We start from the raw sequence: 16,719 nt of genomic DNA, 5'->3' as shown, positions 1-16,719 counted from the left end.
TCTAATTTGATTGCCGCAGAATACGTTGCGCGTTTTAATTTCGTCATTTTTTCACCCAAATTTGTATGCTTATTAGCATAACATTTCTTTCTTAATGGGTGGCCAAATTAACTATGCCACTACAAGTGGAATAGATATTTTATGGAAAAGAGTTTTCTCCAATCCAATGCTTTCGTTTTCAAACCAATAAGACTCAATTACTGCTGAAAGAGCTTTCGTCTTATTTTGAAGATTAATTTTATCCATAGCTCTCACAGAGGCTTAACGCCGCAATAAGCGGACTAAAATAGTGGGTTATAATGTGAAGCGAAGAGAAACCTAACTCACTGTTTTAGTCTCATTTAATTGCATTGTGTACTCCCGACATGGGCATTGACTTATGAGGTGAAAGTCCTCTGTAGGAAGATCACCGCTTAAATAACATGCTGTTATTAAACGATAGACACTCGCAAATGGCAAGGGCTAAATCGCGAGAGATAGTTTGGAGGAAGTCGCTAGCATTCTTTATAAAAGTAAGTGGGAGCTGATGAACAAAAAATCATATGAGGCATAGGCTGAAGACGAGCTAATACAAAATAGCGAAGTCATGTGATCTAACGGCCGCTGTAGGGTAATAATGTGCTACTGGCGGCAATGGCGCTCTTTCCAAAGGAATAGTCCACACCAAAGTACGCAGTTTAATGAAATTGGGTGTTAGTGAGCGACTCGTCATAGCATGTGGTATCACCAGTACCAAAAGTAGGCGCTTGGAAGCGAAGGCCCTTGTAGAAGCTCAAAAACAAAAGGAATTAACATTGCATTAGGCAATGATTACTTAGCTTCACAAGGGTTAGTGTCATTGAGAGATATTTGGATCAATATTCATTACGGGAGATGAACCGCCCATTGCACTTCCTGTTAATAAAAAGCGCATGATGGGTGGTGTGGTGGCTGGAGGTTAGAGACCTCCGGCTACCCGATTAGCTTTCTTGTGCTCCAACCTCTACAAAGCCGTACTGTTCCATCTCTTGATAAACATCTAGTAATTCACCATTTAATTGCTCAAGATATTCTTTTGCAACATGATAAAACAGGTCTTTATCAGCATCTTTTAAACTGATTGAAAACACACCCTTTTTCAAGCGCTCAATTAAACAGTTAAATGCAGACTTTACAGCATTAGGATCATCACTTGATATAGGGATTGATATTTGGGGTTCTTCTAGGATATTAATAAAGTAATCACCATCAATCGTAACCAACTCTGCTTCAATTGTTTCCATATATTTTCCCTCTCTCACCAAAAGCATTCTGCCCACCTTCAAGGGTTTTCATGCTGATTAGTTTCCAATCTAAAGTTTTTTCTGTATTTTCCAAACATATCAAGCTATTTGAAAATGGGTTTCCTGTATACGTGCCGTATCCATCTTTATCATGACATCTATAAATAGAGTTATAAGGCAATGTTCTGACAGCGACATTTGCATCATGAGTGGATATAAACACCATTTTACCTTGTATTGCTTTGTCATTTATTAGTGGAATAATTACATCATTAATATATTCATTACCAAGGCTTCTTTCTGGTTCATCTAGTAGGTAAATTTCTTTATCCTCAGCTAACTCACTATGTAAGTTAAGCATTGAACATTCACCATTAGAAGGAGAGTAATCCTCGCCAGATAAGGTGAATCGTCTCCAGAAAAGCAACAAATCAGAAAGACTTAATATTTTATCTATATCAACAATTGCATTTAATTCAGTAAGTGAGTCAAATAAATCATTAGATGTTGCTTTATCATTTATTGAGCCCATAATCCGAACAAATTCTTTTTGGTCTTGTTTTCGCATACTTTTCATTGATAAGTATTTAGACTCATGAATATCGCCATTCTGAAACTGAAAGCTAGTTGCACATTTTAGCAAACCCTTATCAGGGCCAAGAACACCAACGTTTTCTATTTTGTCTTGAATATTTTTATTGATATTTTCAATGACTTTTTTTGAATCCCGACCGATGTTCAACCTATTTGTCGCGAATATTTTAAAACCTGTCTCACTTGGTTTACTTCTTTCTCCTGTTTTACGGGTAACTTCGTCTCGAAAACATTGAGATGCACTGTCAGTTAATTTTGCACTCTTCCATTCAGAAAAAAGTTCCCAAGAGCCATTTTTAAGTTTCGATGAAAGCACATTTAAATCAGATATTAGGCTAGCTCGCTCTTCATCTGTCGTCACTTCATCTATAGAGGAATTAGTTTTAAGAAAATTTACCATATCCTGTACTTTACTATGTGCATCTTTATATTCATTGAACTTGCTGTCAGAATTTTCTGAAAGAAGAGTAGGAAGATCTTTTATCTTCATTCTTTTAGCGTTTTTGTTCTTGTTTTCTGAATTGAAGAATTCACGGTATTTATAAAGGCTTGTAATATCTAATTCTTTAGCTTTTCTAATCCGACTAATTTCTTCGTGACAGCAATCTACACCTTGTAAATCTATAGATTCTTCAATGTTTTTTCCTTTAATATCAAACCGATCTGCTAACTTGTCTGGTGCTGACTCAAATACAGAAGCCATTGTTCCACGATTAGAATAATGTTTGGCGATCGCTTCAAGAATTTTAGTTTTACCAGTCCCCTTAGGGCCAAAGATAATATTGATATCATTAAACGCTCGAATTTTAACCTTTGTTTCATCTTCGAAAGGTTGCAGCGTTAAAACTTCAGAGTGCTTACGCTCTATAGCTGTATCTATGGCGGGCACATCTTTTTCAAGTAAAAGACAAAAATGTTCAAAACTGTCTACAGACAACCTCAACTCAGGTAGCTCCCCTACAATTTCTGTATATTTATCCCAATCCCGCACATCAGAGCCATACATAGATTTGTGCCCATGGGCAATAAATATTCCCGCAGAGATGGAATTTGTTGCTTCTTTAATTACACGATTAGAGTTGATTCCCATACCCAATAGCTTGAGAATACTAGCTTCGCTCATATCAGGCTTTTTACCCAAATAATGTGCTACATATAATGGGTCAAGTTTTTCAAAAGATTCAACTGTATCTTCTAGTGAAATGGTAAACTCATCTGCGGATTTCCCTTCCGTCAATTGATTAATTATTTGATTAAACTCATCCCGTTTGTTAGGAGAAACAATAACTATCAAGTGAGACCTTTTTCCGTCATCGATTACATCTAACTCTATACCGGGCCAAATTTGAACAGCACCATCTAAACAAACTTCCATTTGATTGAATTGTTGTAAATCGAAAACATTATGGTTTGTTATAGCTAAGATTTTTACGTCAGTTGACAATACTATTTTAGAGAACTTTTCAGGTGTGACTTCTCTAGTAGGAGCATCTCCTTGCTTAGTTTTTCTAGTATGAACATGTATATCTATCTTCATGACATCCCTTATCTATGATTGAAAGCTAACAGCTTATCGAACACCGTTTTGTGTGGTTTATAACACCCCAAACGGCGTTTATTATATACTCTGATAATTCCACCAATAATTACTTTTGTAAACAAGTAATTAAAATAGCACGAATTTACAGTTTGTTATTTTTACCAAAACGGTGGTTAATGTATTCATGAAGAAAACTGGGAGTTTACCCATTTAAACAGGACTAAATTTAACTTTTTCAATGGCCGTTTTTAACTAATAGCAGCCTGTCAGTTGAACTCTAAATTTATTAGCTAAAAGTGTTAGAACAGATATGAGTTACTTCAGCTTATGCAACTTAAAAGGTTTGAGCAAAGCTAACTCAGTTAACTTTGCTTCTTCGTTTTTAAACTTTTTCTAGCACCTAAATCAACCCCTTATTTAACTTCATTACTTAGTGGTTGGTTATTGGCGAACTCAAGTGCATTATTTACGGTGATTTGCGCAATTTCACTCAATGCTTCTTTGGTAAAAAAGCCTTGGTGGCCGGTGACCAGTACGTTTGGAAAACTTACCAAACGCGAAAACACATCGTCTTGCATTATTTCATCACTGCGGTCTTTAAAGAATAGTTCTGACTCTTGTTCGTACACATCTAGCCCTAAATAACCCAATTTTTTAGTTTTAAGTGCGCCAATACAGGCTTTGCTATCAACTAATGCGCCGCGGGAAGTGTTTATAAGCATCACCCCTTGCTTCATTTTGGCAAAAGCGTGTTCGTTGATCATATGATGAGTTTGCTCGGTTAACGGGCAGTGTAAAGAGATCACATCGCTTTGACTTAATAAAGTGTCTAGATCACAAATTGTATAATTACCTGGTACTGCATAAGGGTCGCAAACCAATACATTTGCACCAAAGCCATTGAGTATATTTACTAAAGCCAAGCCAATTTTTCCACAGCCAATGATACCAATGGTTTTCTTGAATAAGTTAAAGCCAAGCAAGCCATTTAAATCAAAATTATCTTCACGGATACGGTTATAGGCTTTGTGAGTTTTGCGATTGAGGGTAAGCATTAATGCTACACAGTGCTCTGCAACTGCCTCAGGGCTGTAAGCGGGTACTCGGCATACTTTGATGTTATGGGCATGTGCCGCAGCTAGGTCAACGTTATTAAAGCCAGCACAGCGTAATAAAATACATTTCACGCCGAATTGAGCAAGCTGATCAATAACCGTTTTATCAACGATATCGTTTACAAATACGCATACAGCATCAAAGCCTTGGCTAAGTATGGCACTTTTCGCATCAAGAGATTGTTCAAAACGGGTTAATTTGATGCGTGTTTGATTGTTTAAACAGGCATCAAAAGATGCATGTTCATATTTTTGCGAACTGAAAAGCGCTACCGTTAGTTGCATCATTAATATTACTCTCTATGACCTGTTTCAAGGTGTCGGGTTTAGTGCGCGGTGCATAACGTACCGCCAATTGTCCCTCAGAGTTTATTAGAAACTTGGTGAAATTCCATTTTATAGCACGATTTTGTGCAATTCCTCGGGTATGTGCTTTTAAATAGTTAAATAACGGATGAGCATCAGGGCCGTTGACCATTACTTTACTAAACACAGGAAAACTAACATTAAACTGTTGTTGATAAAAGTCTTTAATATCAATGTTGTCTATTGGCTCATTGTAGTCAAATTGATTACACGGAAATGCTAACACAATAAACCCTTGTGCTTTATATTGCTGATATAGTTTTTCGAGTGCGCTTAACTGCACCGAAAAGTTACACTTACTGGCGGTATTGACGATTAAAATCGTTTTGCCTTTTAACTGACTTAAGGCAAAATTTTCGCCGTTATAAAGCGGGGCACTGAATTGATATATGCTATCCATAGGTTACCTATTTTGTTTCGTCCATGAAGAAATTTAATGAAGACTTTTTCATTCGCTTTTTTACTGTTCGGTTGAGATAATCAAATTATCTTTTTAAGTTACCACTGAAATAGGTCAATTTTATGTCAATGAAAGTCGCATTTATCGGTTTAGGTGTAATGGGTTATCCAATGGCGGGTCATTTAGCAACTGCCGGTCATCAAGTAACCGTGTATAACCGTACCACAGCAAAAGCACAGCAATGGGCAGAAAAATACGCAGGTCAGGTGGCATTAACGCCAGCAAAAGCCGCAGAACATGCAGATATCGTATTTATGTGTGTAGGTAACGATGATGATTTACGCTCAGTCGTTTATGGTGCTGACGGGGTGATTAAAGGTATGCAAGCAGGCACTATTTTAGTCGATCACACTACGACTTCAGCCGAAGTTGCGCGCGAAGTATCCGCTAATGCGGCACTAAAAGATATTGCGTTTATTGATGCGCCAGTATCGGGTGGTCAAGCTGGTGCTGAAAATGGTGTATTAACAGTCATGGCTGGTGGCGACTCAGCAGTGTTTGCAAAAGTACAACCAGTTATGGCGGCATTTAGCCGTTTTAGCCAGTTACTTGGCGAGGTTGGCTCTGGGCAGTTGTGTAAGATGGTTAATCAAATTTGTATCGCTGGCGTAGTGCAAGGCTTGGCCGAGGGCTTACATTTTGCAAAACAAGCAGGCCTTGATGGCGAAAAAGTCATTGAGACGATTGCAAAAGGTGCGGCTGGTTCATGGCAAATGGAAAACCGTTACAAAACCATGTGGGCAGGTGAGTACGAATTTGGTTTTGCTGTTGATTGGATGCGTAAAGATTTAGGTATTGCGTTAGATGAAGCAAAAAATAATGGTGCCATTTTACCAATGACCGCGACGGTCGATCAGTACTACGCTGACGTACAAGCACTTGGTGGTGGGCGTTTTGACACATCAAGCTTATTGGCGCGCATCGAAGCGTTACATAAAAAATAGATAATCAGAGCGTCGGATAATAAGTCTATCTCCAGCAAGTAAATTAAACGCTAACTGTCTTAAATTTACTTGCATAAGCCCGCAATTAGCGGGTAGATGTGGCTTATTATTCCTGAAATCTCCAGTTACGTAATCACTGACCCAAACATTGTTTGGGTTTTTTTATAAAAATTAATTTTTCTTAAGGTTTATTTAAGTTTTGCTCGTTAGATTTTACCCATAGTCTAAAAAGAGCGAACACTATGCAATCACTTCAAGTTACTAATTTGCCTGTTACCAACACACATGATTATGTGTGTGCTAATGCAAACATGCCATTTCGTGTGCAATTAGAGCAAGTCGTTAAAGCGAGTTTTGCCAGAGCTTACGGCGCCAATATTAAGCAGTTTATGCCGGTGTTATGCCAATTAAGTATTGCCGCTGATTCTTGCACGCTGGGACTTAGAGCTGCTACTCAATCACTTTTTATCGAGCAATACTTACCAGAGCCGATTGAATACTTTGTTGATGTACCGAGGGAAGATATTTACGAGCTTGGTAATTTATGCTCAACAAATCGCAAAGCTACTCTCGCTCATTTTGTACTAATGAATGAAGCACTTTATCAAATTGGCGCAAAACGTTTGGTATTTTGTGCCACTGCAAAGGTTAGAGCATTATTAAAAATGCTCTCAGTTAATTGCACTGAAATTGCATTAGCCAATAGTCAGGCACTTGATAACCCAGCAGATTGGGGGACTTATTATGAAAATAAACCAACACTGTGTGTGGTTGATTTAGCGGCTGCTCATGATTGCGTAATAAATACACCTCATTTGTTTAATATTAAACAGCACTATCATCAAGCGAGTTGCCAATTAGCATCGCAATTGGAGGCATAATGGGGTTTTTATCGAAACTACCACACGCAGCGCTTGATACTGTGATTGTTGATCATCATGACCAACAAATGCAGCCGATCAGTAAACAGACGCTGATGCAAGCAGTAGCCGAGTTAATTATCGACTTTAAAGCGCTTGATATGTCAGCCGTGGCGTTTGTAATGGACAATACGCCTGCTTGGTTAATTGTTGACTTTGCATTGATTGAGTTACAACAAGTAAGCATTCCGCTGCCGACCTTTTTTAGCCCACAACAGCTAACTAATAGCGTGAATAAAAGCGGCGTTTCGCATTTTATCAGCGACACCCCCTGTGAACTTGACGGATTAGAATGTATTGCGACCTTGAGCGTGTTAACCCGCTACCCGCTTTATATCTATAAAGTAAGCGCGTCGAGCCCTACAACATTTTTTACAGATACCCAAAAAGTGACGTTTACTTCAGGCTCTACCGGTGAGCCAAAGGGAGTGTGTTTATCTTTACAAAGTCAATTACAAGTGGCGACCTCATTGCATAAAAAAATAGCGATAAAACAGCCAAAACATCTGTGTTTATTACCTTTGCCAGTATTACTTGAAAACATTGCAGGGGTTTTTGCACCGTTATTAGCCGCAGGTGAAGTGCATGTTATGACACTGGCAGAATTAGGCTTCTCTGGGGCAAAATTAAATGATGCCAGTCAACTGATCAATGCCATTGATCGTGTGCAACCGAATACGCTTATTTTGGTGCCAGAATTATTGACCTGTTTAGTTTGGTTTGCCAAGCAGGGGTGGACAGTACCAAAGAGCCTGAAATTTATTGCCGTTGGTGGCGCTGTACTCAGCAGTGAATTGATCACTGTGGCGCGTAGTTTAGGGTTACCAGTTTATCAAGGTTATGGCTTATCTGAAGCTTCATCAGTGGTGAGCTTAAATACGCCAAATGATGATGACATAGAGTGTGCAGGGCGGGTGTTAAATCACTTGCAAAGCAAACTGGTAGACGGGCAGCTATTTATTAAAGGACCCTTATTTTTAGGCTATTTAGGTCAACAACCCCATGATCAAACGAGTTGGTATGCAACCGGTGATTTGGTTGATCAACAACAAGGTCGGTTAACTATTAAGGGGCGTTTAAAAAACCAAATTATTACTAGTTTTGGGCGCAACATCAGCGCTGAGTGGCCTGAATCTTTGCTACTCAGTAACAGTGAAGTACAACAAGCTGTTGTCTTTGGTGAAGGTAAAGCGCATTTAGTAGCACTTATTTATGCATCAGTAAATATGACTGATGAGGTATTAGCGGAGCATTGTAGAGGTATTAACGCACAATTACCTGAATATGCCCAAATTAAAACATTTCATCGCTTAGCTGAACCACTTACTGCAGATCGGGGATTATTAACCAGTAATAACCGCCCTAAACGCCAAGCGATAGCAAACTATTATCATGCACAACTAACAGCACTGTACAGTGAGGCAATATTATGAGCAATTTTTTCGAGACATTAAAATCACAAACCCAAGCAGAACGCGAGTATTTACTGGCTGCACCGATCATTGCTCGAGTATTCAAGGGGCAAGTAAGCACAACTGAGTATGCTTCATTTTTAGCTCAAGCCTATCATCACGTTAAACATACGGTGCCATTAATGATGGCCGTGGGCGCGAAATTATCGACTGAACAAGAGTGGATCCGCGAGGCGGTTGCAGAATATATAGAAGAAGAAATAGGTCATCAAGAGTGGGTGCTCAATGATATTGCAGCCTGTGGTTTTGATAAACAACAAGTACGTCAAAGTGCTCCCAAATTTGCCACCGAGTTAATGGTTGCTTATGCCTACGATACAATTAATCGTGGTAATCCATTGGCATTTTTTGGCATGGTGCATGTACTCGAAGGTACTTCAATTGCGTTAGCCGATAATGCGGCAAGTAATATAGCCAATATGACCGGATTACCTAAAAAGGCATTTAGCTATTTAACATCTCATGGGGCTTTGGATATTGAGCATGTGAAGTTTTTTGAAGATCTGATGAATAAAATAGAGTCTCCTGCAGATCAACAAGCGATTGTGCATGCCGCTAAATGTTTTTATAAGTTATATGGCAATATTTTTCGTGAATTAGATACAGATCCACAGTTTGCAAGTAGCGACTTGGAGCAAACTGCATGAACCGTCCACTTTGCGTGTTAACAGGTGCGACAGGCGGAATTGGTCAAGCCGTTGCATTAAAGTTGATTCAGCATGGCTGGCGTTTACTGTTAGTTGGTCGTCAACAAGCACAACTAGAGGTATTACAGGTTAAGTGTGGCCAAGACTGTGAGATATTTATTGGTGATTTAACATCAGCACAGACTCGCCAAAAATTACTTGAACATGCTAAATCACTTGGCGGTGCAACAATGCTTATCAATAACGCTGGCATTAATGTGATGCAAGGTTTTAGTGAAATGACGGAGCAGCAAATAGATGACTTACTGATCGTTAATCTGTCGGTGCCAATTAAGTTATGCCAACTATTTTTACCACAAATTTTAGCTAAAAAAGGCTCAATTGTTAATGTGGGATCATCGTTTGGTAGTATTGGTTACCCTTATCAAACCTTATATTGCGCAAGTAAATTTGGTTTACGAGGAATGACCGAAGCGCTGGCCCGCGAACTCAGTCACTGTGATGTAAAAATATTATATTTAGCACCTAGAGCAACTGATACAAATATCAATTCAGTGCAAGTACGCGCGATGAATAAAGCTTTAGGCAATACAATGGATCCACCTGATAAAGTGGCAGATGCGCTCATTTCATTATTGAAATCTGGAAATTCACGCAGTTACATTGGCTTTCCAGAACGCTTATTTGTCAAACTAAATGGTGCTTTTCCATCCTTAGTAGATAACGCAATTGCAAAACAACTTCCTAAAATTAAAAGTTTTTTTGCAGATAAAATTGATAAAGGTGAATGACTATGACTAAACTACTTTATACTAGCTGCTTGTTAACTGGGATATTTTTAACCAGCGCAGCGCATGCCGATCTTGCTAGCGAATTAACTCAGGTGCAAACAAGTTGGGCAACTGTGAATTATGAATTAGTAGATAAAGCGCAGCTCAATGCATTTGAAGAGTTATCAGAGCAGGCCGTTGGGTTTGCAAAGACCTATGATGATCAGGCACAAAGCCATATTTGGTATGGTATTGTGCTATCAAGTTATGCTGGGGCAAAAGGCGGCTTAGGTGCGTTAGGGTTAGCAAAAGATGCTAAAGCACAGTTAGAGCAAGCCATAGAAATTGATGCCAATGCGTTATCAGGCTCTGCTTACACCAGTTTAGCGACCCTTTACAGTAAAGTACCGGGTTGGCCAATTGGATTTGGTGATGATGACAAAGCGAGTAAATTATTTAACCAAGCGCTTGCTATTAATCCAAACGGTATCGATAGTAATTACTTATACGCGGCATTTTTGTATGACGAAAGAGAATACAAAAAGGCAAAAACACATTTACTTGCCGCTCAACAGGCACCGGCACGCCCTGATAGGCCAAAAGCGGATTTATACCGCCAGCAAGAGATCACCCAGTTATTGGTAAAAGTAGATAAGAAACTAAAGAGATAATATGCATTTACTACTGGTTGAAGATGATAAGTTAGTGGCTGAAGGATTATGTCGTTCACTTCGCCAACAAGGTTACAGTGTCGAGCACTGTGCTAGTATAAAATCAGCCATGCAATGGCTCGAAAATGACGAGATCGAATTACTTGTGCTTGATTTAGGACTACCTGATGGCGATGGCATTGATGTATTAAAACACGTCAAAAAGCATCGCCCTAACTTACCAGTAGTAATCTTAACGGCACGCGGTAGTATTGACGACAAAGTACAAGGGCTAGATTTAGGTGCTGATGATTATTTAGCTAAGCCATTCGATCCTGCTGAATTATTTGCCCGTTTAAGAGTCGCTAGTCGGCGCGTAACTCATGCGCAATCAAGTACTATTAATGTAGCAAATGTAGAAATGGATACCTCCGCTTTTACAGTCACACTTGATCAGCAACCGGTAAACCTGCCGCGTAAAGAGTTTATGTTACTAAAAGCACTTTTTGAAAATCAAGGGCGCGTATTGTCCAAACAACAATTAGAAAGCAAACTATATGAGTGGGGCGAAGAAGTAGGTTCAAATACTATTGAGGTGCATATTCATCATCTACGTAAAAAGCTCCCTAAAGATCTAATTAAAACCTTACGTGGCATAGGTTATGTGGTAGGTAAACGTTAGTGTCAATTAAACGCAGATTAACGCTGATTATTTTATCAACGGTGATCCTGACTTGCTTTTTGGCATTCAGCAAAGGCTACCGCGAAAGTATGAGCCAGGCCGAGCTGCTACTTGATAACGAATTGCAAACCATTGCTCATGTACTGATCGAGCAACCTATACACAGCGACAAGCCAGTGTTAAGAAGTGATCTAACTCGATTACTGTTTCAAATTTGGCAAGATAACAATTTGCTTAGCGCGTCTAAATCATTAGCTGAACTGGCGCAAAAACCAAGCCTGAATGGATTTAGTGTTGAAAACTTAGCCGGACAGCGGATGCGAGTATTCAGATTAACCATGCAGACAAAACAAGTGCTGGTGGCAGAGCCGCTGAGTAAACGCTATGCCCTTAGCGAGACCATGATTTTGTCAGCAATGACACCTTTGCTTTGGAGTGTGCCACTGCTTGCGGTGTTGATCAGTCTATTTGTCAAACAAGGATTAAGGCCCTTAACACGCCTTTCAACATTATTAAAAACGCGACAAGCCAATGACTTTACTGCCATTAATTGGCAAGTGAGCGAATACGAAATTAAACCGGTGATCTCACGGTTAAATGATCTGTTTAAACGTGTAGAAAGTGCCTACTTAAGAGAACGCTTTTTTGCCTCAGATGCTGCCCACGAATTACGCACCCCGTTGAGTAGTTTAAAAATAAATGTTCATAATCTACGCGCACAAGGTGACGGTTGCTTGGAACTTGATGCAATGGCGCAAGGTATCGATAAACTTAGTAATATTGTTGAGCAAATGTTGATTTTGGGACGCACCTATCCAGAGCAATGGCAGGCACAATTTAGCCCAATTTCAGTGCTAGAGGTCAGTCAACAAGTGGTTGCACAGCTATACGAACGACTTGATGCAAAACAACATATGATCAGTATTGAAGGCGATGATTATGTTATTAATGGTGACCAATTTACCTTGGCAACCTTATTTAGTAATTTATTAAGTAACGCCATAAAATATACGCCCAGTGGTGGCAATATAGTGATCCGCTTAAATAATCAACAAGGTGAGTATGGTTGGCAGATTGATGACTCAGGTCCTGGCATTGATGATGCCCATAAAGCACGAATTTTTAACCGTTTTTACCGTGTTGGAGGTGATAAACACCCCTCTGGAGAGCAAGGTGCCGGATTAGGTATGGCGATAGTTGAACATATAGTAACAATTTATGATGCAAGTATTTCTTTAGCCGACAGTGAATTAGGCGGCTTACAAGTACGAGTAGAATTTATGCAAGGAGCAGAGAGTGAATAACTGGTTAGGGTTTATCAGCCTGCTGCTATTTAGCGTATTACCGTTTTCGTGTTTTGCTAAAGAATATAAATTAATTTTAAAAGATCACCTTTTTTATCCAGCGGAGATCATTGTTCCGGCCAATACTAAACTAAAACTTTTAATTGAAAATCAAGATAGTACGCCAGAAGAGTTTGACAGCTTTGATTTAAATCGAGAGAAAGTGCTGTATCCAAATCGTAGTAGTGTGATTTATATCGGGCCACTGAGCCCTGGGCGTTATGAGTTTTTTGGTGAGTTTTCACCTAACACAGCCCGTGGTGCAGTATTAGTAGAAGGAAAGACTGATGCTGATAACTAGTTTATTGATGAGTATAAATCAGCTGTTACCAGTCGTGATTTTACTCGTGCTGTTACAGTCATTGCTAAAGCTAAACCAGCGTGTGCTGATAGTGACCGCTTTTGTTGGGCTGCTTTGTAGTATTATTTATGTACAAAGTGCCGCTTGGTTGAGCCAGTTATTTGATCATCGCGGCCTTGAGTTTAGTCAAATGCTATTGTGTGTCATTGTGTATGTTGCATCACTAATAAGTTGTAAACAGCAGCGTTTATTCGCATTGCTTGCAATAGTTGCGGTTATGGCGCTGTATTTGAGTCACTATTTTATTTATCTGGTTGGTTTTTGGCATAACACCGACACATCAAAACCTTTGCTTATAGGGACATCTTTGGGAATAGGGATCTGTGGTAGTTTTGGTGTGTTGCTATTATTTTTACTGCATAGTGTTAGAGCACGATTTGGTGTGTATCCACTGATATTGTTTTTGGCTTTTAATGCCTCGGCAAAATTACTGATAGTATTAGATCTGGCCAGCCAAATTGACTTGATCAATATTACGTCCAACTACTTTGATTGGCGTGCAGTGCTAGTCGAAAACTCAGAGTTAGGCCGTGTACTCAAAGCCTTAGTCGGCTATGAAGCAACGCCAAGCAAAACTGCATTATGGCTTTATCTAGTGGCGGTTTTAGCCTTTATTGGCACCAGCATAGTATTTACTCGGCAATTTTCTCAAAAGGAGCCATCATGAGATTTATTCTCGCGTGGTGTTTAACTTCGCTTTTGTTCATGGCATCGTTTAATGTGCGAGCCGATGGAATAGTCGTAGATAAAGTTTACCACCCTTACGTATTACCATTTGAGCGCGAATTTGAATGGCGTTTGATCTCTCATCAAACAGATAAGGGCAATATTTTAGCCCAACGAATTGGCTTAGGTGGCTCGTTCAACGACACCATGAGTTTGGAAGGTTATGCAGTTGGAGAACGCGATGACGACGGTAACTTTGGTTTCTCAGCCTACGAACTAGAACTGCGTTGGCAGTTGGTTGAGCAAGGGCGGCTATGGGCTGATTGGGGCGCCTTATTTGAACTTGAAAAGCAAGAAGGCAAAGATAGTTATGAAGCCACAACTGGCTTTTTATGGGAAAAAGAATTTGGTCGGACTAGCCTCACCATGAATGCATTTTTAGTCTACGAGTGGGGCGGTGATATTAAAAACGAATGGGAAACTGAGTTTCGCGCGCAGTATCGCTATCGTTTTCGCTCTGAGTTTCAGCCTGCATTAGAGCTATACGCCGGAGAAGACTTCTTTGGTATTGGCCCTGGTTTTATTGGGCTGCATCGATTTTCAGCGAAGCGACAACTAAAGTGGGAAGCAGGATTTGTGACCGAGCTGAGCCAACAAGGTAAAGATCACAGTTTTCGCCTTGCCCTAGAGTTTGAATTTTAAAGCAAAAAGCCGCGAAAACTCTGCTCGCGGCTTTAAATCTCTGCAAACTACATACTTTGCGCGTAGTTATAAAGCGCTTTTAGAATAGTTAGATTTTTTTCATTATCGTCATGTTCATGGGCAAGATTTTCTAGCGTAACCATAAAATCTTGTGCGCTGATCGATGGTTGATCTTCACCATGCATTAATTTGTTTTGGCAATATTGACGCCACTGATCAAGTTCATCTTGATTAAGTGATTGCGGCCAGTTACGGGCACGGTATTTAAACAATAAGTTATCAAACTTTTTATCTTCAAAATCCAACTTCATACCCGCTAATTGCTCAGGGCTGGCATCACGGATAATGGCAAATTTAGCTTTATCAGCATGACTGGTGAAGCCGTCGTATAACATGTAATCAGTATTGGTGGTTTTACCGTAATCGGGCTTATCGTTAAATACTTCAGTGACTTTATCGCGAAGACTTGGGTTGGCTTTTAAAATCGCAAGATTTTTTAAACACTGCTCGCGGTCAATGCCTAAACGGGCGGCGTTTTCAGGTAATAAAGTTTTAGCAGGCGCTAAAATAGGGCATTTATTTAAATGTACCAATTTTAAACCAACAGGCAGTTCATCATCGGCAAGCTCACTGCGCTTGGTATAAAGGCGGGTGCGCAACTCTTCAATTGATAAATCGAGTAATACCTTTGGATCTTCGGTTAAGTTAAAACACACTACTGCATTTTTATTAGTCGGATGAAAGCTCATTGGCGCAATCCAACTGGTACAGCCTTGGGTAGCAGGAATACGTGATGAAGTATGCACCAGCGGCGTCATATTAAATACATCAACTAACTCAGCTAAGGCTTTTTTACCGCGCAAACTAAAAAAGAAGTTATACAGTTTTGGCTGTTTTTCTTTTATTAGTTTAGCCAAAGCAATCGTCGCGGTTACATCAGATAACGCATCATGCGCCGCAGCGTGTTCAATACCATTGGCAACCGTTAAATGCTCCAACTTAAAGCTTGGGCTGCCATCTTCTTTTAACGGCCATTCAATACCTTCAGGGCGCAGCGCATAACAAGCACGCACTAAATCTATAATATCCCAGCGGCTGTTATTGTTTTTGTATTCGCGTTCGTAAGGGTCGTAAAAGTTACGGTAAAAGCTATAACGGCTTACTTCATCATCAAAACGAATGCTGTTATAACCGGCCACGCAGGTATTCGGCACACTAAACTCAGCATGAATTTTGGCAATAAAGTCAGCCTCAACTAAACCTTTTTGCATCGCCACTTGCGGAGTAATACCGGTGATCAAACATGCCTCAGGGTGCGGTAAATAATCAGCCACAGGTTTGCAATATTCAATCAACGGCTCACCAATAATGTTTAAATCAAGATCAGTACGAACACCCGCAAACTGGCTCGGCTTATCCTTTTGCGGAATCGCCCCCCAGGTCTCATAATCGTGCCAATAAATAGTTGCTTGATTTTGCTCTTGATAAGCCATTTAAAAACCCTTTAAGTTAGCTTGAAGCGGTTGCAATACCGCCAAGTTACTAAATTCATGAATTATTTAGATTATGGCATACAGGCGAGGGAGTTTATAGGTTTGGATGATGAAATGATGGTAATCATACTATTCTCGGGTAGCTTGTCTTAAGTGTTGCGAAACCTAATTAATCATTAAAAGAAAAGCCTGCTTAAAAACTCATAACTATGAATACATTCAATTGTAGGTTGAGTTTTAGCCCGAAAAAATTTTACTGCGAGCTACAAGAGCATTATCGTAGGCGTTAAGCTTGCTGGCGTATTTTTTGGTCGAGAAAACAAGGGCGAGTATCAGCGTTAAAGCTTTTATAAATCAGTGCTCTAAATTAAAAGCAATATTTAAATTGTTGTTGAGCTTTTTGGCCCTATAAGTAGGAGTGTGCTTTAGCCACGAATGTTTTTTACCTTTTTATCATGTTCTATACTTTAAAGCTTTCCTATTGCTCAGATGGAATTCATCATCAATTGCTTATTTTCAGATTGTTACGACTAGAAAGAGCTTAAAAGCATGTTTGCAGCTAATTTATATAATTGGGACTCGGCAATCAGAGGCTCGTTTAGCCAAGTCCCCCTGTGTCAGGATAGTTGTCGCCTCTAACTTTTAATAGAGGCAGATAAAAATGAGACGTCGATTTACACAAGAATTTAAAGTTCAAGCGGTTGAAAAAGCATTATCTCAATGTGATGATGT

Annotated in this window: 16 protein-coding genes; 11 read left to right on the top strand and 5 right to left on the bottom strand. The window is 39.6% G+C overall.

The window, feature by feature from the left end; genetic code table 11:
• Positions 1-959 precede the first annotated feature (959 nt).
• From H5201_RS20825 to H5201_RS20810, 4 genes are all read right to left on the bottom strand, one after another.
• On the bottom strand, positions 960-1,262 hold the full coding sequence (locus H5201_RS20825; protein ID WP_182785297.1) for a hypothetical protein: 303 nt from the start codon (positions 1,260-1,262) through the stop codon (positions 960-962).
• Complete coding sequence (locus H5201_RS20820; protein ID WP_182785296.1) at positions 1,249-3,393, bottom strand: hypothetical protein; 2,145 nt, start codon at positions 3,391-3,393, stop codon at positions 1,249-1,251. Before H5201_RS20820 ends, H5201_RS20825 begins: the two co-directional genes overlap by 14 nt.
• A gap of 416 nt (positions 3,394-3,809) precedes the next feature.
• The gene (locus H5201_RS20815; protein ID WP_149981180.1) at positions 3,810-4,796 is read right to left on the bottom strand and encodes a 2-hydroxyacid dehydrogenase; all 987 of its coding nucleotides are present in this window, start codon (positions 4,794-4,796) and stop codon (positions 3,810-3,812) included.
• The gene (locus H5201_RS20810; RefSeq protein WP_182731252.1) at positions 4,756-5,277 is read right to left on the bottom strand and encodes a glutathione peroxidase; all 522 of its coding nucleotides are present in this window, start codon (positions 5,275-5,277) and stop codon (positions 4,756-4,758) included. The genes H5201_RS20815 and H5201_RS20810 overlap by 41 nt, the downstream gene beginning before the upstream one ends.
• Before the next feature lie 122 nt (positions 5,278-5,399).
• On the opposite strand from H5201_RS20810, the gene H5201_RS20805 reads away from it, so the two are divergent.
• The 11 genes from H5201_RS20805 to H5201_RS20755 all read left to right on the top strand — a co-directional run bounded on the left by H5201_RS20805 (position 5,400) and on the right by H5201_RS20755 (position 14,494).
• Positions 5,400-6,281, top strand: a complete 882-nt coding sequence (locus tag H5201_RS20805) for an NAD(P)-dependent oxidoreductase (protein ID WP_182719145.1) — start codon at positions 5,400-5,402, stop codon at positions 6,279-6,281.
• 242 nt (positions 6,282-6,523) lie between these two features.
• Positions 6,524-7,162, top strand: a complete 639-nt coding sequence (locus tag H5201_RS20800) for a thermostable hemolysin (RefSeq protein ID WP_149980952.1) — start codon at positions 6,524-6,526, stop codon at positions 7,160-7,162.
• On the top strand, positions 7,162-8,634 hold the full coding sequence (locus H5201_RS20795; RefSeq protein ID WP_182785295.1) for an AMP-binding protein: 1,473 nt from the start codon (positions 7,162-7,164) through the stop codon (positions 8,632-8,634). Before H5201_RS20800 ends, H5201_RS20795 begins: the two co-directional genes overlap by 1 nt.
• Entirely contained in the window at positions 8,631-9,320 is a 690-nt protein-coding gene (locus H5201_RS20790; protein ID WP_145233019.1) for a TenA family transcriptional regulator, read from the top strand. Before H5201_RS20795 ends, H5201_RS20790 begins: the two co-directional genes overlap by 4 nt.
• Entirely contained in the window at positions 9,317-10,111 is a 795-nt protein-coding gene (locus H5201_RS20785) for an SDR family oxidoreductase (RefSeq protein WP_182719147.1), read from the top strand. Before H5201_RS20790 ends, H5201_RS20785 begins: the two co-directional genes overlap by 4 nt.
• A 2-nt stretch (positions 10,112-10,113) precedes the next feature.
• Complete coding sequence (locus H5201_RS20780) at positions 10,114-10,761, top strand: hypothetical protein (protein WP_182785294.1); 648 nt, start codon at positions 10,114-10,116, stop codon at positions 10,759-10,761.
• A gap of 1 nt (position 10,762) precedes the next feature.
• On the top strand, positions 10,763-11,422 hold the full coding sequence (locus H5201_RS20775; protein ID WP_182719149.1) for a response regulator transcription factor: 660 nt from the start codon (positions 10,763-10,765) through the stop codon (positions 11,420-11,422).
• Complete coding sequence (locus H5201_RS20770) at positions 11,422-12,726, top strand: ATP-binding protein (protein WP_182719150.1); 1,305 nt, start codon at positions 11,422-11,424, stop codon at positions 12,724-12,726. The genes H5201_RS20775 and H5201_RS20770 overlap by 1 nt, the downstream gene beginning before the upstream one ends.
• 13 nt (positions 12,727-12,739) lie before the next feature.
• Positions 12,740-13,066 (top strand): cupredoxin domain-containing protein, encoded by a 327-nt coding sequence (locus tag H5201_RS20765; RefSeq protein ID WP_246175520.1) that lies wholly within the window; start codon positions 12,740-12,742, stop codon positions 13,064-13,066.
• Positions 13,053-13,793 carry an iron transporter gene (locus H5201_RS20760; RefSeq protein ID WP_182785293.1) on the top strand — a complete coding sequence of 247 codons (741 nt, stop codon included), beginning with the start codon at positions 13,053-13,055 and terminating at the stop codon, positions 13,791-13,793. Before H5201_RS20765 ends, H5201_RS20760 begins: the two co-directional genes overlap by 14 nt.
• Positions 13,794-13,831: 38 nt before the next feature.
• Positions 13,832-14,494, top strand: coding sequence for a hypothetical protein (locus H5201_RS20755; RefSeq protein WP_246175522.1), 663 nt, complete (start codon positions 13,832-13,834; stop codon positions 14,492-14,494).
• 47 nt (positions 14,495-14,541) lie between these two features.
• On the opposite strand, the gene sbcB is transcribed toward H5201_RS20755, so the two are convergent.
• Complete coding sequence (gene sbcB, locus H5201_RS20750) at positions 14,542-15,987, bottom strand: exodeoxyribonuclease I (RefSeq protein WP_182785292.1); 1,446 nt, start codon at positions 15,985-15,987, stop codon at positions 14,542-14,544.
• Between the last annotated feature and the right edge of the window lie 732 nt (positions 15,988-16,719).

This window comes from Pseudoalteromonas sp. SG43-6 (assembly GCF_014164365.1).
Lineage (GTDB): Bacteria > Pseudomonadota > Gammaproteobacteria > Enterobacterales > Alteromonadaceae > Pseudoalteromonas > Pseudoalteromonas rhizosphaerae.
This window is presented reverse-complemented; position numbering and strand designations above follow the sequence as displayed.